This is a genomic window from Leisingera caerulea DSM 24564 (assembly GCF_000473325.1).
GTDB lineage: Bacteria > Pseudomonadota > Alphaproteobacteria > Rhodobacterales > Rhodobacteraceae > Leisingera > Leisingera caerulea.
The window spans coordinates 386,972-411,819 of the sequence record NZ_KI421513.1 but is presented as its reverse complement, the minus strand read 5'-3'; the positions used below and the strand labels follow the sequence as shown (position 1 = coordinate 411,819).

The window sequence follows — 24,848 nt, the reverse complement described above, 5'->3', positions numbered from 1 at the left end:
CCGGTTTCAGGTCTTTGCGGCCTGCCACGCACCGCGGTATTGCAGAACATCGTTAGGGTAATTGCCGTCCTGAAGCTGAAACCACGTAAGGCCGGCGCGTTCGAAACCGTGCCTGAGATAGAAGGCAATAGCGCGTTTGTTCTCTGAATTGGCGGCAAGCCAGGGGGCCTCCCAGCCGCGGCTTGCGCCGGCCTCCAGGCCGGCCCTGAGCAGGCTGGCGCCGATGTGCGTGCCCTGGGCGCAGGGACGGACATAGAGTGTCGATATTTCGGTGCGGGAGGCACCGCCTGCCGGGCTTGGGCGGTTATGGGCCAAGCGGATATAGCCGTCGATTCCGTCGCCGTTCTGCGAGACGAGCAGGCATTCCCCGTCACTCGACAATGCCGCAGCAAAGCGGTCCGGGGTGTAGTGCCTCAGAACATAGTCCGCGAAAGCCTGGCTGATGCCCTCGCGCAGGTATGTGGTCAGCCAGACCTCGATGGAGAGGGCGGCGAGGCTGGCGCAGTCCTCCGCGGCGGCGGGGCGCAGGGTGATTGAGGCGGAAGTCCGGGGCATAACTGCAAGCTGAAATCAGGTTCACGAAAGAGCCCTACTGTTCCGCGGCCCGGACCCGGTGGTCAAGGAAATACCCTCGTCAAGTTTGCTTCACTTGTTTAATGATGCAGCAGCACTGTGCGGGAGGCGCCGATGAACATTCTCTACATCATGTTCGACCAGCTGCGGTTCGACTATCTGAGCTGCGCGGGCCATCCGCATCTGCAGACGCCGCATATTGATGCGCTGGCTGCCAAGGGCGTGCGCTTTACCCGCGCTTATGTGCAATCCCCCACCTGCGGCTCTTCGCGGATGTCGAGCTATACCGGGCGCTACCCCTCCAGCCATGGGGTGCAGTTCAACAGCTACCCTTTGCGGGTGGGGGAGTGGACCATGGGGGATCATCTGCGCAAGGCGGGGATGGGATGCCACCTGATCGGCAAGACGCATATGGTGGCGGACGCCGAGGGGCTGCAGCGGCTGGGACTGGCGCCGGACAGCGTGATCGGTGTGCGCCAGTCGGAATGCGGGTTCGACCCCTGGGTCCGCGATGACGGGCTGTGGGCGGAAGGACCGGACGGGTTCTATGACAGCAAGCGCAGTCCCTACAATGAATACCTGAAGGAGAAGGGCTACCCGGGAGAAAACCCGTGGAACGACTTTGCCAATGCCGGCATTGAAGGCAATGACATCGCCTCCGGCTGGTTCATGGTCAATGCGGACAAGCCTGCTAATATCGCCGAAGAAGACAGTGAAACCCCCTGGCTGACCACGCAGGCGATGGAGTTCATCCAGCAGGCCGAAGGCCCCTGGTGCGCGCACCTCAGCTATATCAAACCGCATTGGCCCTATATCGTTCCAGCGCCCTACCACGATATGTACGGGCCGGAGCATGTGCTGCCGGTGGTGCGTTCGGAGGTTGAGCGCGAGGATGCGCATCCCGTCTTCGATGGCATGATGAACAACCAGATCGGCAAGACCTTCAGCCGCGATGAGGTGCGCCAGAAGGTGATCCCGGCCTATATGGGGCTGATCAAGCAGGCCGATGACCAGATGGGGCGGCTGTTCGCCTGGCTGGAGGAAACCGGCCGGATGCAGGATACCATGATTGTGGTGACCTCGGACCATGGCGATTACCTGGGCGATCACTGGCTGGGGGAAAAGAACCTGTTCCACGAACCTTCGATCAAGGTGCCGCTGATCATCTATGACCCGCGCGCAGAGGCTGATGCCACGCGCGGCGCCACGTGCGATGAGCTGGTGGAGGCAATCGACCTCTTGCCGACTTTCCTGGAGGTCGCGGGCGGCGAGCCTGCGCCGCATATTCTGGAGGGGCGCTCGCTGATACCCTTCCTGCGCGGCGAAAACCCGGACTGGCGGGATTATGCGATTGCCGAGTTCGACTACTCCACCATGCCGCTGTGTGAAAAGCTGGGGCTGGAGCCGAAGGACGCGCGCCTGTTCATGGTGACGGACAAGCGCTGGAAATTCATGCATGCCGAGGGCGGGCTGCGGCCGATGCTGTTCGACATGGAGAATGACCCGGAGGAGCTGGCGGACCTGGCCAAGGGCAGCGCGCATCAGGAGATCATTGATCTGATGTATGACCGGCTGCTGGAGTGGGGGCTGCGGATGTCGCAGCGGATCACCCTGTCGGATGCGCAGATCAAGGCGCGCCGCGGCAAGTCGGGGCGCAAGGGTATCCTGCTTGGGGTTTATGAAGCGGATGAGGTGGCCCCCGTGCTGACAGAGAAGTACCGCGGACCGGTGCCGCGATAACCGCCCGCCTATTCACCTTTGCGCAAATACTCCGGGGGAGCCCGCGAGGGCGGGGGCAGAGCCCCGAACCCGCGTTGCCATGCGGCGGGCGGGAAATTAGGGTGTCCGGGCAGGTAAGACAGGCGGAGCAATGGCTGGTCAGACGGAACAGGTTCTGAACGCGATCCTTCAGGATATCGAAGCGGGCCGCCTGGTGCCTGGTGCTCCGCTTGAGGAAAGCGAGCTGGTGGAGCGTCATGGCGTTTCCCGCACGCCGGTCCGGGAGGCGTTTATCCAGCTGGAAGCGGTCGGGCTGATCAGACGGCTGCCGCGCAAGGGGGCGGTGCTATTCAAGCCGACGCTGGAAGAATTCCTGGCTATTCTGGAGGTGCACGCCCGGCTGGAAGGGCAGGCGGCAGCGCTGGCGGCGCGGCGCCTGTCCCCGGCGCAGGCGATTGAGCTGGAGGCGGCAGTGGCCGCTTGCGAAAATCACGCGGCGGAAAAGGGCGATGACGATCCGGCGGGGTACTACCAGTTGAACCTGCGCTTTCATGCCTGTGTGGCAGAGGGCTCCGGCAATCCGTTCCTGGTCGAGATGATCAAGACCAACGCGCGCAAACTGATGGCCTATTACCGGGCGCGCTATCGCTATCCTGGCGCCATTGCGCAATCTGCCAAGGAGCACCGCGAGATTGCTGCTCTGATATTTGCCCGCGACCGGGAAGGCGCAGAAGCGGCCATGACCGCGCACGTGCAGTTCGACCAGGTCACGGTGATGGACCTGCTGGCGGCGCTGGGCTGAACGGGGCCATGCGGCCCCGTGCTTGCGGCGCGAGTAATTTTACAAAGAAGAAGCGGCAGTGGCAGGAGGCGCGGCCTGTTCGAAGAAGCGTGCAAGGGTTTCTGCAAAGACTTGCTGATCGGATCTCTCTGCCAGGCTGTCCAAGGCCCGGGCGAAAACAGACGGACCAAGGTCTTCGCGCATTTCTTCGCTTAGCGCGATGATGAAATCATGGGTCATCTCCGGGTGGTGCTGGGTAGTGAGAATGTGCCGGCCCAGAGTGAACCCGGCGTTCACGCCGTTGCTTTCGGCCAGAGGCACTGCGCCGGGCGGCAGGCTGCACACGCATTCGCAATGGGAGCCGTAAAGCCTTACCTCATCCGGCAGGGCGGCGGCCCAATCCGGGCTGTGCAGCAGCCGGTTGCGGGTCAGCCCGTGGACCCAGCCGTCCGGATTCTTGTCCAGGCTGCCGCCAAGCGCCAGCGCGATGGCCTGATGGCCGAAACAGGCGCCGAACAGCGGGAAGCGGCGGGCGTGCGCGGCACGGATCATCTCCAATAGCTCCGCAACCCAAGCGGCGCCGGAGCGGGCGGAGGCCGGGCTGCCGGTGATCATCGCACCGTCGAATTCAAACAGGTTCTGCGGAAAGTTTCCGTCCTTCACGGCAAACACCGATGTGCGCCAGTCCGGCCGCGCCATCCGGATCAGATCAGTGAATTTCTCACCGTCCTTCGGGTGCCTCTGAGCGAAATCACTTTCGTCGGTGTTGGTCATCAGAATGGCCAAGTGCATGAGACGGCTCGCAAGTTTTCGTTTTACATATTTATGACTACCATTAATATACATTGAGCCAGCAGGATAGGAAAGCCCGCCATGACAGTTTGGACCCCGACGGATGACGGCCACGCGGATCTGAGCAGCCATGACGCGTTTGCAAACGGCGCGCCGCACAACACCTTTGCCCGGCTGCGGCGGGAGGATCCGCTGCACTGGACCGAATACGCGGGCGGCAAGAACTTCTGGTCGGTGACCCGCTATGAAGACATCACGGTGATGAACAAGAACACCGAGGTGTTCTCCTCTGCCCGCGGGATCCGGATGGAGGATCAGTCTTACGAGGAATATCTGGCGCGGCGCACCTTTCAGGAGACCGATCCGCCGGAGCATTCCAAGGTGCGGATGAAACTGCTGAAGGCGTTTTCCAAGACCACCATGGCGCAGTATGAGCAGGACATCCGGGACCTCTGCGCTGATATTCTGGATCAAGCGCTGGCCAAGGGGGAGTTTGACGCCACCAAGGAGATCGCCCGCCAGCTGCCGATGCGGATGCTGGGCCGGGTTGTTGGCCTGCCGGAGGCGGATCTGCCCTGGCTGGTGGAAAAGGGCGACGCGCTGATAGCCAATACGGACCCGGATTTCACATCCCATGTGCTTGATAAGATGCAGACGGATGAGTTCCGGATGATGCCCTTCAACTCGCCAGCCGGAGCGGAGCTGTATGTCTATGCCAAGGAACTGATGGAGGAGAAGGCGCGCAAAGGCGATACCTCGGGCGTGCTGAACCTGATCCTGGAGCCGGCTAAGGATGGATCGGTCATCACCGAGACCGAGTTCCGGAATTTCTTCTGCCTGCTGGTGGCGGCGGGCAATGACACCACGCGCTATTCAATTGCAGCCGGGATCCAGGCGATGTGCCATCAGCCGGAGTTGCTGGCGCAGATGCAGGCGGGCGGCGCGGTCTGGGATACCGCGGCGGATGAGATCATCCGCTGGGCGACGCCTGCGCTCTATTTCCGCCGGACCGCGACGCGGGATCACGAGATGCACGGCAAGACCATCCGCGCGGGCGACAAGGTGCTGTACTGGTTTGTCTCGGCCAACCGGGACGAGACGCAGTTCGACGATCCATTTCACGTGAATCTGCACCGCAGCCCGAACCGGCACCTGTCGTTCGGCCAGTTCGGGCCTCACGTCTGCCTTGGCATGTGGCTGGCACGGCTGGAGGTCACGGTGCTGTTCCAGGAGCTTGCCAAGCGCATCCGCCATATTGAGGCGGCAGGTCCGCATAAGTTCCTGCGCTCGAACTTTGTCGGCGGCATCAAGGCGCTGCCGGTCAGGGTGGAGAGGGCGTAGCGGCCGGGGCGTCTGACCGGAAAGACTCTGAGAAAACCGCTAAATATGTTAAACACCAAGGCACGGGAAACGCTGCCGAAGACTGTCCAGCAGGGAAGGACCTGGAGCCATGAAGACCCGCTTGCGTGCGATGTTCTGCGACCACCTCAGCATCATGCGGGGGAAATACCTGCCCAACTCCAAGATAGGTGATGACTCAACCCGGTTCTGCCGGTCGGTTTTCGGCACGCATTACGACAAGGACCTGCTGGATGCGCCGGGTTCGATGGTGAAACAGGGCTTGCCCGACATGGAGCTGAGATGGCTGCATGACGACATCCGCGACAGCTGGCATGCCTCGACCAAGGTTGTGCTGGGAGACCTGTACGATGATGAGGGCGAGCCGCTGGCACTGTGCCCGCGCCGGGCGCTGAAGCGGGCGGTTGCGGACTGGCAAAGGCACGGGCTGACGCCGAAGGTCGGGATCGAGCTGGAAGCCTTTGCCCTGCAAGCGGACGACCGCGGGCGGCTGATGCCCTACGATGCGCCGGGCGGGGTGGTGTATGGCACCGGCCCCTCTGCCGATCCCTTGCGGTTCAACGACCGGATCTGGGCGATGGCGGACGATATGGGCTTCTCGCTCGACATGATCACCGCCGAGTTCGACAGCCCGCAGTTCGAATACACGCTGACCTTTGACGATGCGGTGAAGGCGGTGGATGACATCGTGCTGTTCCGCCTGATGGCGCGGGAGGTGGCGCTGGAATACGGGATCGTGCTGACCTTCATGCCGAAACCGGTGGCCGAGGCCGGAGGCTCCGGGATGCACCTCAACTTCTCCTTCCTGGACGAGGCGGGCGGCAATGCGCTGTCTGCGGGCCCGCGGGGCGGGCCGGAGCATATGAATGATCTGGCGCGCGGCTGTCTGGCGGGGCTCTTGCATCACCACAAGGGGCTGGCGGGGCTGATTGCGCCCACCGCCAACAGCTATATGCGGCTGCAGCCGGGGACACTGTCGGGCTATTGGCGGAACTGGGGCGGCGACCACCGCAATGTGACAACGCGGATCAGCTCCGAAGGCGGTGCCAAGGCGCGGCTGGAGCACCGGACGGCGGATGCCTCGGCCAATCCCTATACGGCGGTGGCGGCGGTGCTGCAGGCGGCGCGGCTGGGGGTCGAGAACAGCTACCAGCTGCCGCCGATGGAGACCGGTGATGGCTTCGACCGCACCGATGCGCGCGAGGGCACGGCAGTGGACCTGAAGGGGGCAATGAATGACCTGGAGCGGGACGCCCCGCTGACGGAGGCCGTCGGGAAAGAGCTGGTTGCCAACCACGTCTTTATGAAACGCAAGGAAGTGCGCAAGACCCGTGACCTGGAAGGGGACGGCATGCGCGATTTCTACGTGCATTTCATTTGAGTGACCGCAGGAGGGAAACGTGACCGTAGCCTGGAAGCTGCCGGCCGGTGAGGCCGTCTCAGCGAGGGCAGCATGTGGCTATGGCCGGTCGCGTGCGGCCTAATCAGGCTTCGTGCCCGGCGCGGCTGCGGCAGCTGCGCCGGGCTCCGCATACCGCCACCGCGCCGCGACAGCGGCGCCACTGAGGCCGCGGGCCCGAAGCGTCTGCTTCGGGCCCGCAATGGCATCTGGTGGCGCCCGGACCTGACGGCCCGGGCGCGGGTGCGTCCGAGGCCTGTGTCAGCTCACCGCCGCAAAGCCCGCGTCCAGGGCGGAGAGGATGGTGGCCGCCTCCCCGTCGCTCAGCACAAGCGGCGGCGACAGGATGATGTTGGGGCCGGAGACCCGCACCATGGCGCCGGCCTCATAGACCACCTTTTGCAGCTTGCCGATGGTCTTCTTATCCACCGCGGCCTTGGTGGCACGGTCGGACACCAGTTCCAGCGCGCACATCAGCCCGTGGCCGCCGCGCACATCGCCGATCAGCTCGTATTTCTCTTGCAGGGCCAGCAGGCCCCGGTGGATCTGGGCGCCGCGGGCGGCGGCATTCTCCGGCACGTTCAGGCGCTGGGTTTCGGCAAGGCAGGCCAGAGCCGCCGCCGCGCCGACCGGGTGGCCGGAATAGGTGTAGCCGTGGCCGATGGCCGCTTTGCCGGTAGTGTCCTTCTCGAAAGTTTCAGTCATATGGTCGGCGATCATCACCGCGCCGAAAGGGAAATAGCCATTGGTGATCGCCTTAGCTGTGGCCATCATGTCGGGCTGCACGCCCCAATGGCGAGAGCCGCTCCAGGATCCGGTGCGGCCGAAGGCGGTGATCACCTCGTCCGCGATCAGCAGGATGCCGTGTTTGGAGCAGATCTCGCGCACCCCGGGCATGAAGCTCTTGTGCGGCGGAATCACCCCGCCTGCGCCCAGGACCGGCTCCATGATGAAGGCAGCGATGGTGCCTGCGCCCTGGAAGGCGATCTCGTCCTCCAGCGCTTGCAGGCAGAGCTGGGCCAGCCGCTCCGGGCCGGTTTCGTTGAACGGGTTGCGGTAGGTGTAGGGCGCCGGGATGTGGTGGCAGCCGGGCAGCAGCGGTTCGTACTGGGTGCGGAAGTTGGCGTTGCCATTTACGGACGCGCCGCCCATGTGGGTGCCGTGGTAGCCTTTTTTTAGGCTCAGGAACTTGGTGCGGCCTTCCTCGCCGCGGATCTTGTGGTACTGGCGGGCAAGGCGCAGGGCGGTTTCCACCGAATCCGAGCCGCCGGAGGTGAAGAACGCGCGGGTGAGCCCGTCGGGTGCAAAGAACTTGCGCAGTTCCTCGGCCAGCTGGATCACCTGGTCGTTGGTGGTGCCGCGAAAGGTGGAGTAGTAGGGCAGCACGTCCAGCTGCGCGGCGATGGCGTCCTTCACCGGCTGGCAGGAGAAGCCGAGGTTCACGTTCCACAAGCCCCCGACCGCATCGACGACCTCATGCCCGTCCACATCAGTGATTTTGACACCCTGGGCGGAGGTTATGATCGCGGGCGGGTTGGCCAGGCTGTCGCCGGGATGCGCCATCGGGTGCCAGAGGGATTTGGCGTTGTGTTCTTTCAGAAAGTTGGAGTCTTTCATGGGGGCAGCTCCTGGATACGGCCCGGTTGGGGCCGGTGAAGGGGTCAGACGGCAGCGTCCTGCGGGTAGTCCGCGGGGGCAGAGCCGCCGATGCGATGGGTGAGGCTGGCGCCCGCGCGGCGCAGGGCCGCCAGGATCAGCTGTTTCTGCTCCGCCGTCATGCGCGAGACCGGCGCGGCGACCGCCAGCGCACCGATCACCTGGCGGTCCGGGCCAAAGACTGGCACCGCGTGGGAATGAACATCGGCCTCGAAACCGCCGATGGACTGGGCCATGCCGGTGGCCCGCACCTCCGCCAATTGGGCGCGGATTTCCCGCGGGTCGGTAATGGTTTCGGGTGTGTGGATTGTCAGCGGCTGTGCCAGCACGTCCTCCACAAAGCCGGGATCGGCGTAGGCCAGGACCGCCAAGCCGGAGCTGGTGCCATGGAACGTCAGCACTTCGGCGTCTTCCATCATCACCTTGGTGGCGTGGCGGGGCGAATAGGCATGCGACAGCGAGTTCAGCTGGCTGCCTTGCAGCAGCGACAGATGGGTGGTTTCACCGGTTTCATCGCTCAGGTCGCGCAGCACCCGGCGGGACACAGAAAGGATCGGCACCGCGGCCTCGCGCAGGGCAGCCAGCCGCAGAACCTGCGGGCCCAGCCGGTACATGCGGTCGCCATCTGTCTGTTCGACAAAACCTGATTCCTGCAGCTCGCCCATCAGCCGGTAGACGGTTGCCTTGTTCATACCCGACAGGCGTGTGAGGTCGCTGAGCCCGATTCCGGTCCGGCCGTGATTGAAATGCGTCAATAATGACAAGGCTTTGGATACCGTTCCCATGCGCTTGCCCGTGCTCCCCGTCTGGTCGTGGCAGTGAGTCTTTCCTGAAAAAGACGCACCCGTGATGCAATTTTGTTGACAGATAACAGGGCGGGCTGTCAATCTAAATTCAAACCAATGGTTCGCATAATGAACCAATTGAAAAGTTGGTGAGTAAACTGGGAGGAAAGCTATGAAACTCAAAACCCTCATGAAAGGGGCGGCTGCAGCGGCGGCGCTGGGGCTGAGCGCTGCAGCGGCGCAGGCCGAATATCCGGAAAAGCCTGTGAACTTCATCGTGCCATGGCCGCCGGGTGATCTGGAGGACGTGCTGACGCGGATGATCGCGGAGGACTTCCAGAACGAATACGGCGTTGCCACGGCCGTGGTGAACAAGCCGGGCGGCGGCGGCGGGCCGTTCCCGGGCGCGATTGAGGTCGCCAACGCGCCGGCGGATGGCTACACCATCGGCTCCTTCGTGATCGGAGTGCCGGTGATGGGGCATCAGATCGACATTCCGCCGCTGACGCCGGCCAAGTTCGATCCTCTGGGCATCTTCCTGACCTATCCTTTTGTAATCGCGACCTCTGGCGAAGCGCCTTACAGCTCAATGGAAGAGCTGGCGGCCTATGCCAAGGAAAACGACGTTGCGCTGGGCCATTTCGGCGATGTGCTGACGCCGACGCAGGTGACCAAGGCCTATGCCAAGAACGCCGGTTTCGAGTGGGGCTCCGATGCCGCCTTTGACGCGCTGGACTGCAACACGCTGGCCTCCGGCGATGCGGATGTGATCAACACCACGCTGCAGCTGGTGATGCCCTGCCTGGATCAGATCAAGGTGCTGGTCTCTATCACGGATGAACGCATCCCGCTGGTTCCCGATGCGCCCACCATTGGCGAGTTGGACGAGAGCCTGAACATCGCCCTGTGGAATGGGCTGTTCGTTACCAAGGACACCCCGCAGGACGTCCGCGACAAGATCATCGCGGTGGCTGAAAAGGCCGTGATGAGCGAACGCGCCCAGAATGTCGCCAAAGAGACCGGTGCGCTGGTCTACTGGCAGGGTGCCGAAGACAGTGCGGCCCGTGTTGCCAACGACATAGATACCATGGCCCGCATCAGCAGCCTGCTTTCGGAATAATCCTCCCCCACAGCATCGGGGCCATGCACGGTCCCGGTGCTCTTTCACTCGCGCGGACAAAGAGCCTCTCAGATGCCTTCGGAACGTGAACGCCGTTTTGCCGGGCCGCGGCGCGGCCAGCTGGTTTTTGCCTTGGCTGTGGTGGGGGCGGCTTTGCTGCTGCTGGTGCTGATCACGGAGCAGACCGCCTGGGTCAAGAAAACCAAGCTGTTTGCCCAGCCCCGGTTCTGGCCTGCCGTCGCCATCGGCGGCATGGTGATGCTGGGCGGCCTGCATCTGTACAAACTGCCTTGGCGGCGTGTCAGCCGCTATGACCTGTGGGAGGTCAAGCGCTGGGGGCAGGTGCTGGAATTCGCCGGCTGGTTCATGGGCTATGTGCTTCTGGTGCCGATCATCGGCTATCTGCCCGTGACACTGGTGTTCGTGCCGCTTTTGAGCTGGCGGATGGGCTACCGCAGCCCCTTCATGCTGTGGACCAGCGCTGCCTTTGCCGTGGTTGTGGTGGTGGTGTTCAAGACCTTCCTGTCGGTCAAGATCCCCGGGGCACTCATCTATGAGTATCTGCCGGGCCCGCTCCGCAGCTTCTTCATTCTTTATCTCTGAGCGCCCGCCATGGACCTGATCCTTTCTGCAATAGACATCCTGATGCGCTGGGACGTGGCGCTGGCGCTGCTGGCGGGGTCGGTCGGGGGCGTGCTGATCGGGGCGATCCCCGGCGTCGGTCCGGCGGTGGCAATTGCGATCCTGCTGCCTGCAACCTTCTCGATGGATCCGATTGTCGGGCTGACCGTGCTGCTGGGCATCTACGGGTCCTCCATGTACGGCGGCTCGATTCCGGCGATCCTGATCAACACACCAGGTACTGCGGTCAACGCGCTGACGACTTATGACGGCTACCCGATGACTGCCAGGGGAGAGCCGCGCCGGGCTTTGAGCCTTGCTTATTCTTCCAGTTTCTTCGGCGGAATCTTCTCGGTCATCTGCCTGATCCTGTTCGCGCCGGTCCTGGCCAAGATCGCGCCGATGTTCGGCTCCCGCGAGATCTTTATGGCGGCGTTGCTGGGCCTCATCCTGGTGGTGGTGGCTCATCGCGGCCAGGCGCTGATTGCGGGGACGCTGGCCTGTTTCGGGATCTTTCTGCAGACCATCGGGCTGGAGCCGGTGAAATACACCCAGCGCTACACCTTCGGGCAGGACTTCCTGGGCGGCGGCATCAACCTGATCGTGGTGGTGCTGGGGTTGTTTGCGATCTCGCAGGCCTTCGTGCTGCTGACCGACGAAGATGAAAAGGTCCGGATGACCCGCCTGCGCGGCGGCATGTTCCAGGGCCTGCGCGAGCTGGCGCGCCATCCGCGTGTGGCCGGTGTCTCCGCCACCTTCGGCGTGCTGATGGGCATGATCCCGGGCGTGGGCGAGTTCACCGCGCAGTTCATGTCCTACACCTATGCGCAGAAAACCTCGAAACGGCCGCAGGATTTTGGCAATGGGTCTTCTGAGGGGCTGATCGCGGCAGAGACCGCTAATAACGCCGTGCCTGCCGCTGCCATGGTGCCGCTGCTGGCGCTGGGTATCCCGGGCGAGGCGCTGACGGCGATGATGCTGTCGGTGTTCTACGTGCACAACGTGGTGCCGGGGCCGGGGCTGTTTCAGAACGATATGGACTTTGTCGTCGCGCTCTACCTCGCGCTGCTGGTGCTGAATATCCTGGTCCTTGCCTTCCTGCTCTTTGCGACCAAATCGCTGATCCAGGTGGTGCGCATCCCCAACCGGTTCCTGGGCGTTTGCATCCTGACGCTGAGCTTTGTCGGGGTTTATTCCCTGCGCAACTCCGCCACCGACTGCGTGATGGCGGCGGCGTTTGGCATCCTCGGCTACATCCTCAAGCGCCTGTCGCTGCCTTCCGTGCCGATCATTCTTGGCATGGTTCTGGGCGGCATCATGGAGGTGAAGCTGCGTGCGGCCATGGCGCGGGTGAAGGAGCCCTTTGATTTCATTGACCGCCCGGTGGCGTTCATCCTGTTTTGCATCATCATCATCGTTCTGGCGGTCCACATCCTGCGGGTGCTGAAGGACCGGAAGGAACTGAAGGAGGCCGAATGGCAGACCAACAGCGCATCGACAAGCTTCGGCAGCTTGATGTGGCGCCGCAGAAACTCTTTCTTGAAGGATCATGGCAAGAAGGTACGGGCCAGACACTCGAAGTTGCTTCGCCGGTTGACGGATCTGTTCTGACGACGCTGGCGGGCGCTTCTGCAACCGATGTCGAAAACGCTGTTGCTTCGGCGCGGCGGGCCTATGAGGACCGCCGCTGGGCGGGACAGAGCCCCGCCGCACGGAAGAAAGTTCTGCACCGGATTGCGGACCGGATTGAGGCCGAGGCGGTGGAGCTGGCGGTGCTGGGTGTGCGCGACAACGGCACCGAGTTCAGCATGGCGCTGAAGGCGGAGCCGGGGTCGGCGGCGGGCACCTTCCGCTTTTACGCCGAGGCGCTGGACAAGGTGGCGGGAGAAGTTGCGCCGACGGCACCGGATGTTCTGGGGCTGGTGCACCGGATGCCGGTGGGTGTCGTCGGGGCTATCGTGCCCTGGAACTTCCCGCTGATGATCGGCGCCTGGAAGCTGGCGCCGGCACTGGCGATGGGGAATTCGGTGGTACTGAAGCCTGCGGAAACCGCTTCGCTGTCCTTGCTCCGGCTGGCGGAGATCTGCTCCGAGTGCGGGCTGCCGGACGGGGTTCTGAATGTGGTGACCGGCTCCGGCGCCGTAACCGGCGCGGCGCTGGCGGCCTCCAACGGCGTGGATGTGCTGGCGTTCACTGGCTCCGGCGCGACGGGCCGCAAGCTGCTGGAGGCTTCGGCGCGGTCGAACCTCAAGCGCTGCTATCTGGAGCTGGGCGGCAAGTCTCCCAACATCGTCTTTGCGGATGCGCTGGATCTGGCCAAGGCGGCCAAGGTCTCCGCCGCCGGTATTTTCCGTAACTCCGGGCAGGTCTGCATTGCCGGGTCCCGGCTGCTGGTCGAGGCGTCGATCCACGATGAATTTGTTGAAATGCTGAGGGCCGAGGCTGAGGCGCTGCGGGTAGGTGACCCGCTGGATCTGGGCACCCGGATCGGCGCGGTGAACTCCGAAGAACAGCTGCGCCGCAACCTCTCCTTCATGGACATGGCGCGGGCTGAGGGCGGGCAGGTGGTGACCGGCGGGCAGCGTATACTGGAGGAGACCGGCGGCACCTACATGGCGCCGGCAATCGTCACCCGCGTGGCGCGGGATCACGCGCTGTTCCAGCGGGAGGTCTTCGGTCCGGTGCTGGCGGTCACCAAATTCGAAACCGAGGAGGAGGCGCTGAGCCTGGCCAATGCCACATCCTATGGCCTGGCGGCCGGGGTCTGGACGGAGAACCTGTCCCGGGCGCACCGGATGGTCGCAGGTATCCGCGCCGGGGTGGTGCATGTGAACACCTATGGCGGCTCTGACAATACGGTGCCGCTGGGCGGTGTCGGCCAGTCCGGCAACGGGCATGACAAGTCGCTGCATGCGCTGGACAAATACACTGACCTGAAAACCGCGTGGATCCAGCTGTGATGCAGGTTCTGCGGCGGCAAAACCTGCAGCCTCCGGCGGGAGTATTTGGGGAAAGATGAAGGGGCGGCTTCGCTGCAGAGCGCAGGCCGAGGGGAGGACGGAAAATGACGGGAAAAACGATCCTGGTTGCCGGGACATATGACACCAAGGATGATGAGCTTGGCTACCTGGCGCAGGTGATCCGCGGGCAGGGCGGCAGTGTGCTGACGATGGATGTGAGTGTGCTGGGCGATCCCAGCCAGCCAGCGGACGTGAGTAAGCATGAGGTTGCCGAGGCCGGTGGCAGCTCGATCCAGGAGGCGATCGGCACGGGTGATGAAAACACTGCCATGCAGATCATGGGCAGGGGCGCAGCAGCCAAGGCGCAGGATCTGTACCGGACGGGGCGCATAGACGGGGTGATCGTGCTGGGCGGCACCATGGGCACCGATCTGGCGCTCGACATGTGTGCGGCGCTGCCCGTTGGCGTGCCGAAGTACATCGTCTCCACCGTTGCCTTCTCGCCGCTGATGCCGCCGGAGCGGATCCCGGCGGATGTGCAGATGATCCTGTGGGCTGGCGGTCTGTACGGGCTGAACTCGATCTGCAAGGCGTCGCTCAGCCAGGCCGCGGGCGCAGTGCTGGGCGCGGCTCGGGCGGTGGAGCCGCCTAGGCGGGACAGGCCCCTGATCGGTATGACATCGTTCGGAAAGACCGTGCTGCGCTACATGGTGACGCTGAAGCCGGCGCTGGAGGCGCGCGGCTTTGAGGTCGCCGTGTTTCACGCCACCGGCATGGGCGGCCGCGCGTTTGAGAGCCTGGCGGCAGAGGGCGCCTTTGCCGCGGTGATGGATTTCGCGCCGCAGGAGGTCTCGAACCACCTGTTCGGCGGGTTGTCCGCGGGGGCGGACCGGATGACCAATGCGGGCCGTGCGGGCATACCGCAGCTGGTGGCGCCGGGCTGCTATGATCTGGTGGATTTCGTCGGCTGGCAAGGAACGCCTGCGCAGCTTGAGGGTCGTGAGACCCATGCCCATAACCGGCTGCTCACCTCTGCCGTGCTGGAGGCGGCCGAGCGGCGGCAGGTGGCGCAGGCGGTCTGCGGCAAGCTGGCCGCTGCCCGGGCGCCGGTGGCCGTGCTGCTGCCGGCAGGCGGCTGCAACGAGTGGGACCGGCCCGGCGCGCCTTTGCACGACGCTGCGGGGCTGGCGGCCTTTTGCGATGAAATGCGCCGCCGCTGTCCTGGCAACGCCAGTCTCCATGAGCTGGACTGCCATATCAACGACGCAGAGTTTGCAGCCAAGGCATTGGAGATCTTCGATTCCTGGATCGCCAGTGGCGTTGTGAACGGCGGCTGAACCGCCTGTTCCATTGTCCGGCGGCGCAGGCGGCGGATAAGGTGTTTCAAGAAGTTTGATTTTGCCGTGCATTCTGTTACGTAATCCCGGCAGCACAGCCGCTGCGGGCCGGTGTCTTGTGACGCGGGGTCTGCCGGAGTGCGGCGGATTTTGGGGCTTGGCGCGGAGACGGGCGCCGTGCCTAATCAGTTGGGGCGCGGGCTGCATCATCTGCCCCCGCAGGAGAGAGGAAAACCGGATGAGTGAAGCCATTGCATATGAGCGCGTGGGCGATATTGCCGTTCTGAAGGCGCAGAACCCGCCGGTGAACGCGTTGGGTGTGGATGTGCGCAAGGGGCTGCTGGCCGGGATCGAACGCGCCGAGCAGGACGGTGCCAAGGCGGTGCTGATCTACGGCGAGGGGAAGACCTATTTTGCCGGTGCCGACATCCGCGAATTCGGCAAACCGCCGCAGGAGCCCTGGCTGCCCGGGCTGTGCAGCCGGATTGAGGCCACGCCGCTGATCGTGGTTTCTGCCATGCACGGCACCGCGCTGGGCGGCGGGCTGGAGGTGGCCTTGGCCTCGCATTACCGGATCGCGGTGCCCTCGGCCAAGATGGGGCTGCCGGAAGTGAACCTGGGCATTTTGCCCGGCGCCGGCGGCACCCAGCGGCTGCCGCGGGTGGCCGGCACTGAAGCGGCGCTGGAGATGATCACCACAGGCCGCCACATCAGCGCGGCGGAGGCGTTGGAGAAGGGGATCATCGACCGGATCGAAGAGGGCGAGCCGCGCGAGATCGGCCTCGCCTACGCGCAGGAGCTGCTGGAGCAGGGCGCGCCGCGCCGGGCCGTGGGCGAAATGCCCGCGCCGGAAGCGGTGGATTTCGATGCCGCCTATGACGCCACGCTGAAGAAGGGCCGCGGCCAGTTGTCGCCCGCTGTGGCGGTGCGCGCGGTGCAGGCGGCGGCTGAGGCGGAGAGCTTTGAGGCCGGGCTGAAGCGTGAGCGTGAGCTGTTCATGGAGCTGATGGACTCCGATCAGCGGCAGGGGCTGATCCACGCCTTTTTCTCCGAACGCGCGGTCAGCAAGCTGCCGGAATTGGACGGCGTTGCGCCGCGGGACGTTGCCTCGATGGGGGTAATCGGCGGCGGCACCATGGGGGCGGGTATCGCCACCGCGGCTCTGCTGGCGGGGCTGCCGGTGGTGCTGATCGAAATGACGGACGAGGCCGTCGCAGCGGCGCGCGGCAGAATCGAGGGCAACCTGAAAGGCGCCCTGAAACGCGGCAAGATCAGCGCGGCGCAGTATGATCAGCTGACCGGCGAAGCGCTGACGGTGGCGACGGATTACGCCGCGCTTTCCGAGGTGGACCTGGTGGTCGAGGCGGTGTTCGAGGACATGGGCGTTAAGCGCGAGGTTTTCGGCAAGCTGGATGCTCATTGCAAGCCGGGCGCGGTGCTGGCGACCAATACCTCCTACCTGGACGTGGATGAGATCGCCGCGGCGACGTCCCGTCCGCAGGACGTGATCGGGCTGCATTTCTTCTCGCCCGCGCATGTGATGAAGCTCTTGGAAGTCGTGGTCGCTGAGAAAACCGCACCGGAAGTGCTGGCCACCGGCTTTGCGCTTGGTAAGCGGCTGAAGAAGGTCGCGGTGCGCTCCGGCATCTGTGACGGGTTCATTGGCAACCGGATCATGAACGCCTACCGCAGGGCGGCGGAATATGTGGTTTTGGACGGGGCCTCGCCCTACCAGGTGGACAAGGTTGTGACCGGTTTCGGCTTCCCCATGGGGCCGTTTGCCATGGGCGATCTGGCGGGGCTCGACATCAACTGGGCCGCCCGCAAGCGCCGCGCGCCCACGCGCGACCCGCGCGAACGGGTGCCCCGCTTCTATGAGATGCTCTGCGAGGGCGGCGATTTCGGCCAGAAGACGGGCAAGGGCTTTTACGTATACGAGGAAGGCAAGCGCGGCGGCGTGCCGAACCCGCACGTGGCGGAGCTGATTGCCAAGGATCAGGAGCAGCAGGGCGTCACCCCGCGGGAGTTCTCGGACGCCGAAGTGCTGCGCCGCTACATGTGCGCCATGGTCAACGAGGCGGCCAAGGTCGTGGGCGAGGGCATCGCACGCCGTCCGCTGGACGTGGATATGGTGATGCTGTTCGGTTATGGCTTCCCGCGGTTCTGGGGCGGGCCGCTGAAATGGGCGGATCTGCAGGGACTGGACGGCATCCTGGCCGATATCCGGTCTTATGCGGCAGAGGATGATTTCTTCTGGCAGCCCGCGCCGCTGCTGGAGCAGCTGGTGGCAGAAAGCAAGTCCTTCGACTCACTGAACAAGGGCGGCTGAGCAGGCGGGCGGGCGCCCTTCCGGCCCGTCGAGGGCCGTCAGGGCGCGGCCCGGCTTTGCCGGTCTGGACGCGCAACCGCTGGCCGTATCACGCAAAAGCGCCGCGCGGAACGCGCGGCGCTTGGCCCAACAAGAGCGGCGCATCTTTGATGCGCCTGGCGATTGGCGGGAGTTCCCCGCGCTTCAGACCCAGGTGCCTTCGGTGGCGGAACGGATCTTGCGGATGTTCTCGCCATAGACCTCCGGTGCGTTGACCGAGCCGCCCTTAAACACGGCAGAGCCTGCAACCAGCACGTCCGCACCGGCCTCGGCCACCAGCGGTGCGGTGGTTGGGTCGACGCCGCCGTCGATCTCGATATGCACAGGGCGGTCGCCGATCATCGACCGCAGGCGGCGGATCTTGGCGGTCATGTCGATGAACTTCTGGCCGCCGAAGCCCGGGTTCACAGTCATTACGCAGACCAGATCGGTCAGGTCCAGGAGGTGCTCCACCGCCTCCGCTGGAGTGCCGGGGTTCAGCGCCACACCTGCCTTCATGCCGGCCGCGCGAATGGCCTGCAGAGTGCGGTGGATGTGCGGGCCCGCCTCGAAATGGGCGGTCAGCACGTCAGCGCCGGCATCGGCGTAGGCGTCGATATAGGGATCGACCGGCGCGATCATCAAATGCACATCCATCACCGTCTTCACATGCGGGCGGAACGCCTTCACCGCCTGCGGGCCAAAGGTGAGGTTGGGCACGAAATGCCCGTCCATCACATCCACATGCACCCAGTCGGCGCCCTGGGCTTCGATGGCCCGGATCTCCTGGCCGAAGTTGGCGAAATCGGCAGACAGGATGGAGGGCGCGATCTTGATCTTGCGGTCAAAGGACATCTGGCAGCTTCCTTTTGCAAAGGGAAATGAGGAGTCGGAGGCCATATAGCCGCTGCAGCCCCGTCTGGACAGGGGCAGAATGCCGCCAAGGCCGGTTTCGCGTTGCGCAACGGCCTGGGGTTGCGGCAGGCGGCGTTACAAAACTTTCACGGCAGTGACACATAGGATTTGAGCAAAGCCCTTAGGCAATCCCGCAAAGAGAAGGGAGCGCCACCCGTGCTGCGCATTGACAAGCTGACAAAGAAATTCGGCGACAAAACCGCGGTGGACGCGGCCTCGCTGGACATCGACAAGCCCTGCATGATCGGCATCATCGGCCGCTCCGGCGCGGGCAAATCCACGCTGCTGCGGATGCTGAACCGTCTGGAAAACGCAAGCGATGGCCGCATTCTGTTTGAAGGGCGCGACATCACCTGGCTGAAGGGCAAGGACAAGCGTGCCTGGCAGTCCGACTGCGCGATGATCTTCCAGCAGTTCAACCTGGTGCCGCGGATGGATGTGGTCTCCAACGTGCTGCATGGCACACTGAACCGCCGCAACGCGATGGCGACGCTGTTCAACCTCTACCCGATGGACGACATTCACACGGCAATCGACATCCTGGACCGCCTGGGCATCGCCGAACATGCGGCCAAGCGGGCCGAGGCCCTGTCGGGCGGTCAGCAGCAGCGGGTCGCGATTGCCCGGGCGCTGATGCAGGACCCGAAGATCATCCTGGCGGATGAGCCGATTGCCTCGCTTGACCCGATGAATGCCCAGACCGTGATGGAGGCGCTGCGCCGCATTCACGAAGAGGACGGGCGCACCGTCATTGCCAACTTGCACACGCTGGACACTGCGCGCCGCTATTGCGACCGGGTGGTCGGCATGCGCGATGGGCGCATCGTTTTTGACGGGCTGCCGGAGCAGCTGACCACCGGTGTGGCGCGCGAGATCTACGGCGCCGGAGAGGCCTTCTCCGAGGCCGCCACCTCAACCGAAATCGAAACACTGGAGAAGGCGGACGCCCTGCGCGCCGCCATTCCTGCCGAATAACCCCTGACCTGATTTCATCGACCCGGGGTCTGCTCCCCGGGGCAGACCAACCGGAGAGACAAAAGATGAAAAAGCTGATTGCTGCCGCCCTGGCGACCACTGCGCTGACCGCGCCCGTTGCGGCAGAGGAGATTACCGAATTCCGCATCGGCATCCTGGGCGGCGAGAACGCTCAGGACCGTCTGAACAACAACGAATGCCTGCGTGAGTACACGGAGAAAGAACTGGGCGTCGAAACCAAGCTGTTTGCGCCTGCAGACTATAACGGCGTGATTCAGGGCCTTTTGGGCGGCACCATCGACATGGCCTGGCTGGGCGCGTCGGGCTATGCCAAGACCTACCTGTCCGATCCCGAAGCGGTTGAGCCGGTTCTGGTCAAGGTGAACACCGACGGCGGCTATGGCTACTACTCGGTCGGCTTTGCCCGCAAGGACAGCGGCATCACCTCACTGGATGATCTGAAGGGCAAGACCTTTGGGTTTGGCGACCCGAACTCCACTTCCGGCTACCTGATCCCGTCGATCGAAATCCCGAACAAGATCAATGCCAGCATGGACTCCGGTGACTACTTCGGCGAAGTGAAGTTCACAGGCGGCCATGAGCAGACCATCGTCGCGGTTGCCAATGGCGACGTGGACGGCGGTGTGACCTGGGCCGATGGCCTCGGCGAATGGGAAGACGGCTACCAGTCGGGCGCGCTGCGCCGTGCGGTTGACGCTGGCCTGGTCGATATGAACGACATGGTGGAAATCTGGAAATCCGCCCCGATCCCGGAAGGTCCGGTGGTTCTGCGCAAGGCCCTGCCGGCGGACGTCAAAGCCAAGATGACCGCGCTGATGGACAACCTCAGCGAAATCGACCGCGACTGCTTCTACGGCGTGGCGGCCGGCGAGGCCAAGAGCTTCGATCCGATCACCCATGATGCGTATGAGGTGATCATCGAAGCCCGCAAACTGAAGTCCCAGTAATTTCAGTACTGTGCTCTGCGGGGTTCCGGGCTTGCCCGGGCCCCGTAATTTCCTTGATGGCGTCTGTACTGGCCATCCATTGAAGACCAGGATTCCCAAATGGCAAAATTGACAGCCGTCCGGCCGGGCATTGAAGACATCCGGCAGCACTACACCGCCCACACCCAGCGCAAGCGGCTCTATGGCGGCATCCTTCTGGCGGTCTTCGTGGCGCTGATGGCGGCGGGGTTCCGTACTGCGGACGCGCGCAATGCCGGTTCCTTTGCCGACGGGTTCACCCGCATCTTCGACTACCCTTCCGAAGTGCTGGCGGAGGCAGCAGAAAAGGCCGTGGAGCTTCCCGGACATCTGGTGCACTTCTTCCCGGCACTGGTGGAGACGCTGAACATTGCTGCCGCCTCGACGCTGGCGGGCGCGGTGTTCGGCACGCTGCTGTCACTGCTGGCGACCCGCGGCATGGCGCCGTGGCCCGCGCTGATCCCGCTGTTCCGGCGCATCAGCGACATCTGCCGGGCGATCCCGGAAATCGTCATCGCACTGGTGCTGATCTTTGTCCTGGGCGGCGGGCCGGTGCCTGCCATGATCGCCATCGCCATTCACACTGCCGGCGCGCTGGGCAAGCTGTTTTCCGAAGTGAACGAAAACGCCTCGCTGAAGCCGGTTGAAGGCCTTACATCGGTCGGCGCCACCTGGGCGCAGCGGATGAGGCTTGGGGTGATCCCGCAGGTCGGCCCGAATTACGTCAGCTACGCGCTCTTGCGGTTTGAGATCAACATCCGCGCTTCTGCCATCCTCGGCTTCGTCGGCGCAGGCGGCATTGGTTATGAGCTGAAGAACGCCATGTCCTGGGGGCAGGGGCGATATGACGAGGCCGCTGCGATTTTCGTCCTCCTGTTTGTCACCATCGTGGCCGTTGACCAGCTGTCCGGCCTGTTGCGTGACCGCCTGACCCATGGAGCGAAGGCATGACCACTTTCGACACCACCCTGACAACGGCTGACCTGAAGTCGGACATCTCGCGGCTGTTCCTGAAAAAGCGGCTGATGAATTTCGCATTGCCTGCCGCGGTGCTGGCCTATCTGGCCTATGTGTTTGTGGCCTTCGACATGCCAGGCTTGTGGGAGCGTGCCAGCCTGGACAACGCCAAGACCCTGGTCAGTGACAGCTACAGCTACAAGACCCATGTCACCCGCGACAACCGCAGCGGTGAAGTGTCGGTGGCCATCGAGGGGGAGCGCAAGGGCGCCTATCCCGCGGGCTCCGCACCGGACTGGGTGGCCCTGGGCGGGACCACGGTGATTGACCTGGAGGACGGCCATACGGTCACCTTCGGGACCGAAACCATCGAATACATCATCCACGGCTATGGCACTGTGCGCGCCACCCCGAGCCGCAGCGCAGGTGTGCAGGCAGAACTGCCGCCGGGGGCTGTGCCTGAGTGGATCAGCGTCTCCAAGAACCGTTTGGCCGTCACCACAGATGCCGGCCGCCTGACCGTGACCCGCAACCGGGCCGAGGTGTTCCGTTATTTCACAGGGTGGGAGCTGTTCTTCTTCACCCTGGACAGCCCCTATCACGGCATGGGGGCAGGGGAGCTGCTGCAGCGTGCTGCCTCCGGTGAGGCCGGCGCGATCTTCCAGGAGTTTTGGACCAACAAGATGTGGCGCCACCAGGATGTGGCTTGGGCGATTGCCGAAACCCTTTTGATGGCGCTTCTCGGCACCGTTGGAGCGGGCATTATTGCGCTGCCGCTGGCCTTTGCCGCGACGCGCAACTTCATGCCCTTGCGCAGCGTCCGCTTTGCCATGCGCCGCCTGTTTGATTTCGTACGCGGCGTCGACTCGCTTATCTGGACGGTGGTGCTGGCGCGTGCGTTCGGTCCCGGCCCGCTGACCGGTGCGCTGGCGATCTTGGTGACAGACACCGGCACCTTCGGCAAGATCTTCTCCGAGGCGCTGGAAAACGTCGACCAGAAGCAGATCGAGGGTGTGGCTTCGACCGGGGCCAAGCCGCTGCAGCGCTACCGTTTCGGAGTGATCCCGCAGATCATCCCGGTTCTGCTGAGCCAGCTGCTCTACTTCCTGGAATCCAACACCCGCTCCGCCACCATCATCGGCGCGATCACCGGCGGCGGCATCGGGCTGCTGCTGACCCAGGCGATCATCACCCAGAAGGACTGGGAGGAAGTGGCCTATTACATCACCCTGATCATCCTGATGGTGATGCTGATGGACTGGTTCTCCGGCTGGCTGCGCCGCCGCCTGATCAAGGGCGAGGGCGGCAGGGCCGGCCGCAAGGAGCGCAAGGGGAAATCCTTCCTGCTGCCCTGATCCGCGGGCGCGACGCTGGGAAAGGACATGGAATGACCCGTTTGAAAGCAGAAGCTCCGCTCATTCATCCGGACTGCCAGATCACCGGCAGCACCTTCGGCGCCTATGCCGAGATCGGCGCGGGGAGCCGTATCGCCAATTCGGTGTTCGGAGATTACAGCTATTGCGACCGGACCTGCGACATCGCCAATGCGCAGATCGGCAAGTTCGCCAATATTGCAAGTTTCGTCCGCATTGGCGCCACGGATCACCCGATGGAACGGGCGTCGCAGCATCATTTCCTCTACCGCTCCGCAAGTTATTGGGAGGATGCAGGGGACGACGCGGACTGGTTTGGCCGCAGGGCCGGACGCACCGCCCGTATCGGCCACGACACATGGATCGGCCATGGCGCGATGATCAAGCCGGAGGTGGCCGTCGGCCACGGGGCGGTTGTGGCCTCGGGGGCAATCGTGACCAAGGACGTGGCGCCTTACACCATCGTCGGCGGCAACACCGCGCACGTAATCCGGCGCCGCTATACCGAAGCCGCGGCTGAGCAGATGATGGATCTCGCCTGGTGGGACTGGGACCACGATGCCCTGCGTGCGGCGCTGCCGGACTTCCGCCATTTGCGGGCGGAGGAGTTTCTGGAGAAATACGCCTGATCCGGCGGGCGGCGGCTCCCACCTGTTCCTGTGCATTCGAAGGATGCCCGTCGCAGTTGGGCGTTGCGCCGCTGCGCGGCGGGGAAAGGAGAGGCCTCCGCCCGTTCGAGCCTCGAATGATCTCCCGGGTCATCCCGTTTCCGGTTCTCACTGCCGGTAGGCACTTCAGGGCCCGTTCTGCCCTGAAGCGCGATGTCTATCGTGATTGCAGCCACCCAAGGCGCAAAGATGAACGGCGCTGCGCGCCGCCGTTTTGCGGCCCGTGACCCGGGGCGGGCAGGTTTACGCGGCGCCTGCGTCGACCAGCTGGGTGGCGATGTCCAGGAAGACCTTGGCCTGAGCGCTGCCGGGTTTGGCGGCCACGATCGGCGTGCCGTTGTCGCCTGCCAGGCGCACGTCCAGGTGCAGCGGCACCTCGCCCAGCAGCGGCACGTTCAATTTCTGCGCTTCCTGAGCGACGCCGCCATGGCCGAAGACGTGCTCCTCATGCCCGCAGTTGGAGCAGATGTGGGTCGACATGTTCTCGATCATGCCCAGCACCGGCACGTTCATCTTGCGGAACATGTCGATGCCCTTGCGGGCGTCGATCAGCGCCACGTCCTGCGGGGTGGAGACAACGATGGCGCCGTCCACGCGGGTCTTCTGCGCCAGCGTCATCTGCACGTCGCCGGTGCCCGGCGGCAGGTCGACGATCAGCACGTCCAGATCGCCCCACTGCACCTGCAACAGCATCTGCTGCAACGCCCCCATCAGCATCGGCCCGCGCCAGATCACCGCCTGATCCTCGCCGGTCATCAGGCCCATAGACATCATGGTGACGCCATGGTTGCGCAGCGGCAGAATGGTCTTGCCATCGGGGCTGGCGGGCCGGCCGCTGACACCCAGCATCTTGGGCTGGGAGGGACCGTAAACATCGGCATCCAGAAGCCCTACCTTGCGCCCCTGCATTGCCAGCGCGCAGGCGATATTGGCCGAGACGGTGGACTTGCCGACGCCGCCCTTGCCAGAGGCCACAGCCAGGATCCGCGCCACGCCCGGCACCTTTTGCGGCGCCTGCTGCTGCGGCTGGGCCGCTTTCTTGGGTTTCAGCTCCGGCGGCGCCTTTTCCGAATGGGCGGTCAGCATCGCCGAGACCTTCTCCACCCCCGGCAGCGCCGCCACCGCGGCGTCGGCCTTGTCGCGCACGGGGCCGTAGGCCTCGGATTTGCCGGGATCAATCTCCAGCACAAAGCGGACGGTGCTGCCCTCGACGGTCACTGCGCGGGCGATGCCTGCGCTGACGATGTCGCTGCCGCTGACGGGGTCGGTGATGGATTTGAGCGCCTCAAGGACGGTTTCACGGGTGACGGTCACGCCGGTCTCCTGCTTCTGGTCAAGTCTTGCGCCTGTTCTGGCGCAATTCCGCAGGTCATGCCAGCCGTACACGGCCCCGAATTTGATTTAGCGCATCCTGGAGTCAGCTTTTTGCGGTCTGGCGTTGCTGAAAGCCCCGAAGCCATGCGGCAAACGCGAGGGCGCCGCGCATCAGCGCGGCGCCGGGCCCAACGGGAGGAGGCCCCTTGGG

At 64.2% G+C, this 24,848-nt stretch carries 21 protein-coding genes; 15 read left to right on the top strand and 6 right to left on the bottom strand.

Annotated elements, in window-relative coordinates:
- Window positions 1-6: 6 nt before the first annotated feature.
- Complete coding sequence (locus tag CAER_RS0109130) at window positions 7-555, bottom strand: GNAT family N-acetyltransferase (protein WP_027235064.1); 549 nt, start codon at window positions 553-555, stop codon at window positions 7-9.
- Between the two features lie 132 nt (window positions 556-687).
- Here CAER_RS0109130 and CAER_RS0109125 point away from each other — a divergent pair, with 132 nt between their 5' ends.
- Window positions 688-2,313, top strand: a complete 1,626-nt coding sequence (locus tag CAER_RS0109125) for a sulfatase-like hydrolase/transferase (protein ID WP_027235063.1) — start codon at window positions 688-690, stop codon at window positions 2,311-2,313.
- 130 nt (window positions 2,314-2,443) lie between these two features.
- Window positions 2,444-3,094: a GntR family transcriptional regulator gene (locus CAER_RS0109120; RefSeq protein ID WP_027235062.1), complete on the top strand. Its 651-nt coding sequence runs from the start codon at window positions 2,444-2,446 to the stop codon at window positions 3,092-3,094.
- A 39-nt stretch (window positions 3,095-3,133) separates the two neighbouring features.
- Here CAER_RS0109120 and CAER_RS0109115 read toward each other — a convergent pair whose 3' ends face one another.
- A complete protein-coding gene (locus CAER_RS0109115; RefSeq protein WP_027235061.1) occupies window positions 3,134-3,865 on the bottom strand; it encodes a type 1 glutamine amidotransferase in 732 nt (243 codons plus the stop codon).
- Window positions 3,866-3,946: 81 nt separating this feature from the next.
- On the opposite strand from CAER_RS0109115, the gene CAER_RS0109110 reads away from it, so the two are divergent.
- Together CAER_RS0109110 and CAER_RS0109105 are read left to right on the top strand one after the other, a co-directional pair.
- Window positions 3,947-5,206: a cytochrome P450 gene (locus CAER_RS0109110; RefSeq protein ID WP_027235060.1), complete on the top strand. Its 1,260-nt coding sequence runs from the start codon at window positions 3,947-3,949 to the stop codon at window positions 5,204-5,206.
- Between the two features lie 109 nt (window positions 5,207-5,315).
- Window positions 5,316-6,605, top strand: a complete 1,290-nt coding sequence (locus CAER_RS0109105) for a type I glutamate--ammonia ligase (RefSeq protein ID WP_027235059.1) — start codon at window positions 5,316-5,318, stop codon at window positions 6,603-6,605.
- 279 nt (window positions 6,606-6,884) lie between these two features.
- On the opposite strand, the gene CAER_RS0109100 is transcribed toward CAER_RS0109105, so the two are convergent.
- Both CAER_RS0109100 and CAER_RS0109095 read right to left on the bottom strand, forming a co-directional pair.
- Window positions 6,885-8,240 (bottom strand): aspartate aminotransferase family protein, encoded by a 1,356-nt coding sequence (locus tag CAER_RS0109100; RefSeq protein ID WP_027235058.1) that lies wholly within the window; start codon window positions 8,238-8,240, stop codon window positions 6,885-6,887.
- 44 nt (window positions 8,241-8,284) lie between these two features.
- Complete coding sequence (locus CAER_RS0109095) at window positions 8,285-9,064, bottom strand: IclR family transcriptional regulator (protein ID WP_027235057.1); 780 nt, start codon at window positions 9,062-9,064, stop codon at window positions 8,285-8,287.
- Between the two features lie 172 nt (window positions 9,065-9,236).
- On the opposite strand from CAER_RS0109095, the gene CAER_RS0109090 reads away from it, so the two are divergent.
- The 6 genes from CAER_RS0109090 (at window position 9,237) to CAER_RS0109065 (ending at window position 17,431) form a co-directional block, all read left to right on the top strand.
- Window positions 9,237-10,184 carry a tripartite tricarboxylate transporter substrate binding protein gene (locus CAER_RS0109090; protein ID WP_027235056.1) on the top strand — a complete coding sequence of 316 codons (948 nt, stop codon included), beginning with the start codon at window positions 9,237-9,239 and terminating at the stop codon, window positions 10,182-10,184.
- 72 nt (window positions 10,185-10,256) lie between these two features.
- Window positions 10,257-10,787, top strand: a complete 531-nt coding sequence (locus tag CAER_RS0109085) for a tripartite tricarboxylate transporter TctB family protein (protein ID WP_027235055.1) — start codon at window positions 10,257-10,259, stop codon at window positions 10,785-10,787.
- 9 nt (window positions 10,788-10,796) lie between these two features.
- Window positions 10,797-12,416, top strand: a complete 1,620-nt coding sequence (locus CAER_RS0109080) for a tripartite tricarboxylate transporter permease (RefSeq protein ID WP_027235054.1) — start codon at window positions 10,797-10,799, stop codon at window positions 12,414-12,416.
- Window positions 12,323-13,765, top strand: a complete 1,443-nt coding sequence (locus CAER_RS27850; protein WP_051357763.1) for an aldehyde dehydrogenase family protein — start codon at window positions 12,323-12,325, stop codon at window positions 13,763-13,765. The genes CAER_RS0109080 and CAER_RS27850 overlap by 94 nt, the downstream gene beginning before the upstream one ends.
- A gap of 104 nt (window positions 13,766-13,869) precedes the next feature.
- Window positions 13,870-15,102: a Tm-1-like ATP-binding domain-containing protein gene (locus tag CAER_RS0109070; protein WP_027235053.1), complete on the top strand. Its 1,233-nt coding sequence runs from the start codon at window positions 13,870-13,872 to the stop codon at window positions 15,100-15,102.
- Window positions 15,103-15,340: 238 nt separating this feature from the next.
- Window positions 15,341-17,431, top strand: coding sequence for a 3-hydroxyacyl-CoA dehydrogenase NAD-binding domain-containing protein (locus CAER_RS0109065; RefSeq protein ID WP_027235052.1), 2,091 nt, complete (start codon window positions 15,341-15,343; stop codon window positions 17,429-17,431).
- 183 nt (window positions 17,432-17,614) lie between these two features.
- Here CAER_RS0109065 and rpe read toward each other — a convergent pair whose 3' ends face one another.
- A complete protein-coding gene (gene rpe / locus CAER_RS0109060; RefSeq protein ID WP_027235051.1) occupies window positions 17,615-18,304 on the bottom strand; it encodes a ribulose-phosphate 3-epimerase in 690 nt (229 codons plus the stop codon).
- A 216-nt stretch (window positions 18,305-18,520) separates the two neighbouring features.
- On the opposite strand from rpe, the gene phnC reads away from it, so the two are divergent.
- From phnC to CAER_RS0109035, 5 genes are all read left to right on the top strand, one after another.
- The gene (gene phnC, locus CAER_RS0109055; protein WP_027235050.1) at window positions 18,521-19,339 is read left to right on the top strand and encodes a phosphonate ABC transporter ATP-binding protein; all 819 of its coding nucleotides are present in this window, start codon (window positions 18,521-18,523) and stop codon (window positions 19,337-19,339) included.
- Window positions 19,340-19,404: 65 nt separating this feature from the next.
- Window positions 19,405-20,307 carry a phosphonate ABC transporter substrate-binding protein gene (gene phnD / locus CAER_RS0109050; protein ID WP_027235049.1) on the top strand — a complete coding sequence of 301 codons (903 nt, stop codon included), beginning with the start codon at window positions 19,405-19,407 and terminating at the stop codon, window positions 20,305-20,307.
- 99 nt (window positions 20,308-20,406) lie between these two features.
- Window positions 20,407-21,276, top strand: a complete 870-nt coding sequence (gene phnE, locus CAER_RS0109045) for a phosphonate ABC transporter, permease protein PhnE (protein ID WP_027235048.1) — start codon at window positions 20,407-20,409, stop codon at window positions 21,274-21,276.
- Window positions 21,273-22,637, top strand: a complete 1,365-nt coding sequence (phnE, locus tag CAER_RS0109040; RefSeq protein ID WP_027235047.1) for a phosphonate ABC transporter, permease protein PhnE — start codon at window positions 21,273-21,275, stop codon at window positions 22,635-22,637. The genes phnE (CAER_RS0109045) and phnE (CAER_RS0109040) overlap by 4 nt, the downstream gene beginning before the upstream one ends.
- 32 nt (window positions 22,638-22,669) lie before the next feature.
- Window positions 22,670-23,284: an LbetaH domain-containing protein gene (locus tag CAER_RS0109035; RefSeq protein ID WP_027235046.1), complete on the top strand. Its 615-nt coding sequence runs from the start codon at window positions 22,670-22,672 to the stop codon at window positions 23,282-23,284.
- Between the two features lie 282 nt (window positions 23,285-23,566).
- On the opposite strand, the gene CAER_RS0109030 is transcribed toward CAER_RS0109035, so the two are convergent.
- Window positions 23,567-24,637, bottom strand: a complete 1,071-nt coding sequence (locus CAER_RS0109030) for an Mrp/NBP35 family ATP-binding protein (RefSeq protein ID WP_027235045.1) — start codon at window positions 24,635-24,637, stop codon at window positions 23,567-23,569.
- Window positions 24,638-24,848: the final 211 nt, after the last annotated feature.

Coding starts and splice junctions, on each gene's coding strand:
- CAER_RS0109130 (WP_027235064.1), bottom strand. CDS start 555: ATGCCCCGGACTTCCGCCTCAATCACCCTGCGCCCCGCCGCCGCGGAG.
- CAER_RS0109125 (WP_027235063.1), top strand. CDS start 688: ATGAACATTCTCTACATCATGTTCGACCAGCTGCGGTTCGACTATCTG.
- CAER_RS0109120 (WP_027235062.1), top strand. CDS start 2,444: ATGGCTGGTCAGACGGAACAGGTTCTGAACGCGATCCTTCAGGATATC.
- CAER_RS0109115 (WP_027235061.1), bottom strand. CDS start 3,865: ATGCACTTGGCCATTCTGATGACCAACACCGACGAAAGTGATTTCGCT.
- CAER_RS0109110 (WP_027235060.1), top strand. CDS start 3,947: ATGACAGTTTGGACCCCGACGGATGACGGCCACGCGGATCTGAGCAGC.
- CAER_RS0109105 (WP_027235059.1), top strand. CDS start 5,316: ATGAAGACCCGCTTGCGTGCGATGTTCTGCGACCACCTCAGCATCATG.
- CAER_RS0109100 (WP_027235058.1), bottom strand. CDS start 8,240: ATGAAAGACTCCAACTTTCTGAAAGAACACAACGCCAAATCCCTCTGG.
- CAER_RS0109095 (WP_027235057.1), bottom strand. CDS start 9,064: ATGGGAACGGTATCCAAAGCCTTGTCATTATTGACGCATTTCAATCAC.
- CAER_RS0109090 (WP_027235056.1), top strand. CDS start 9,237: ATGAAACTCAAAACCCTCATGAAAGGGGCGGCTGCAGCGGCGGCGCTG.
- CAER_RS0109085 (WP_027235055.1), top strand. CDS start 10,257: ATGCCTTCGGAACGTGAACGCCGTTTTGCCGGGCCGCGGCGCGGCCAG.
- CAER_RS0109080 (WP_027235054.1), top strand. CDS start 10,797: ATGGACCTGATCCTTTCTGCAATAGACATCCTGATGCGCTGGGACGTG.
- CAER_RS0109070 (WP_027235053.1), top strand. CDS start 13,870: ATGACGGGAAAAACGATCCTGGTTGCCGGGACATATGACACCAAGGAT.
- CAER_RS0109065 (WP_027235052.1), top strand. CDS start 15,341: ATGAGTGAAGCCATTGCATATGAGCGCGTGGGCGATATTGCCGTTCTG.
- rpe (WP_027235051.1), bottom strand. CDS start 18,304: ATGTCCTTTGACCGCAAGATCAAGATCGCGCCCTCCATCCTGTCTGCC.
- phnD (WP_027235049.1), top strand. CDS start 19,405: ATGAAAAAGCTGATTGCTGCCGCCCTGGCGACCACTGCGCTGACCGCG.
- phnE (WP_027235048.1), top strand. CDS start 20,407: ATGGCAAAATTGACAGCCGTCCGGCCGGGCATTGAAGACATCCGGCAG.
- phnE (WP_027235047.1), top strand. CDS start 21,273: ATGACCACTTTCGACACCACCCTGACAACGGCTGACCTGAAGTCGGAC.
- CAER_RS0109035 (WP_027235046.1), top strand. CDS start 22,670: ATGACCCGTTTGAAAGCAGAAGCTCCGCTCATTCATCCGGACTGCCAG.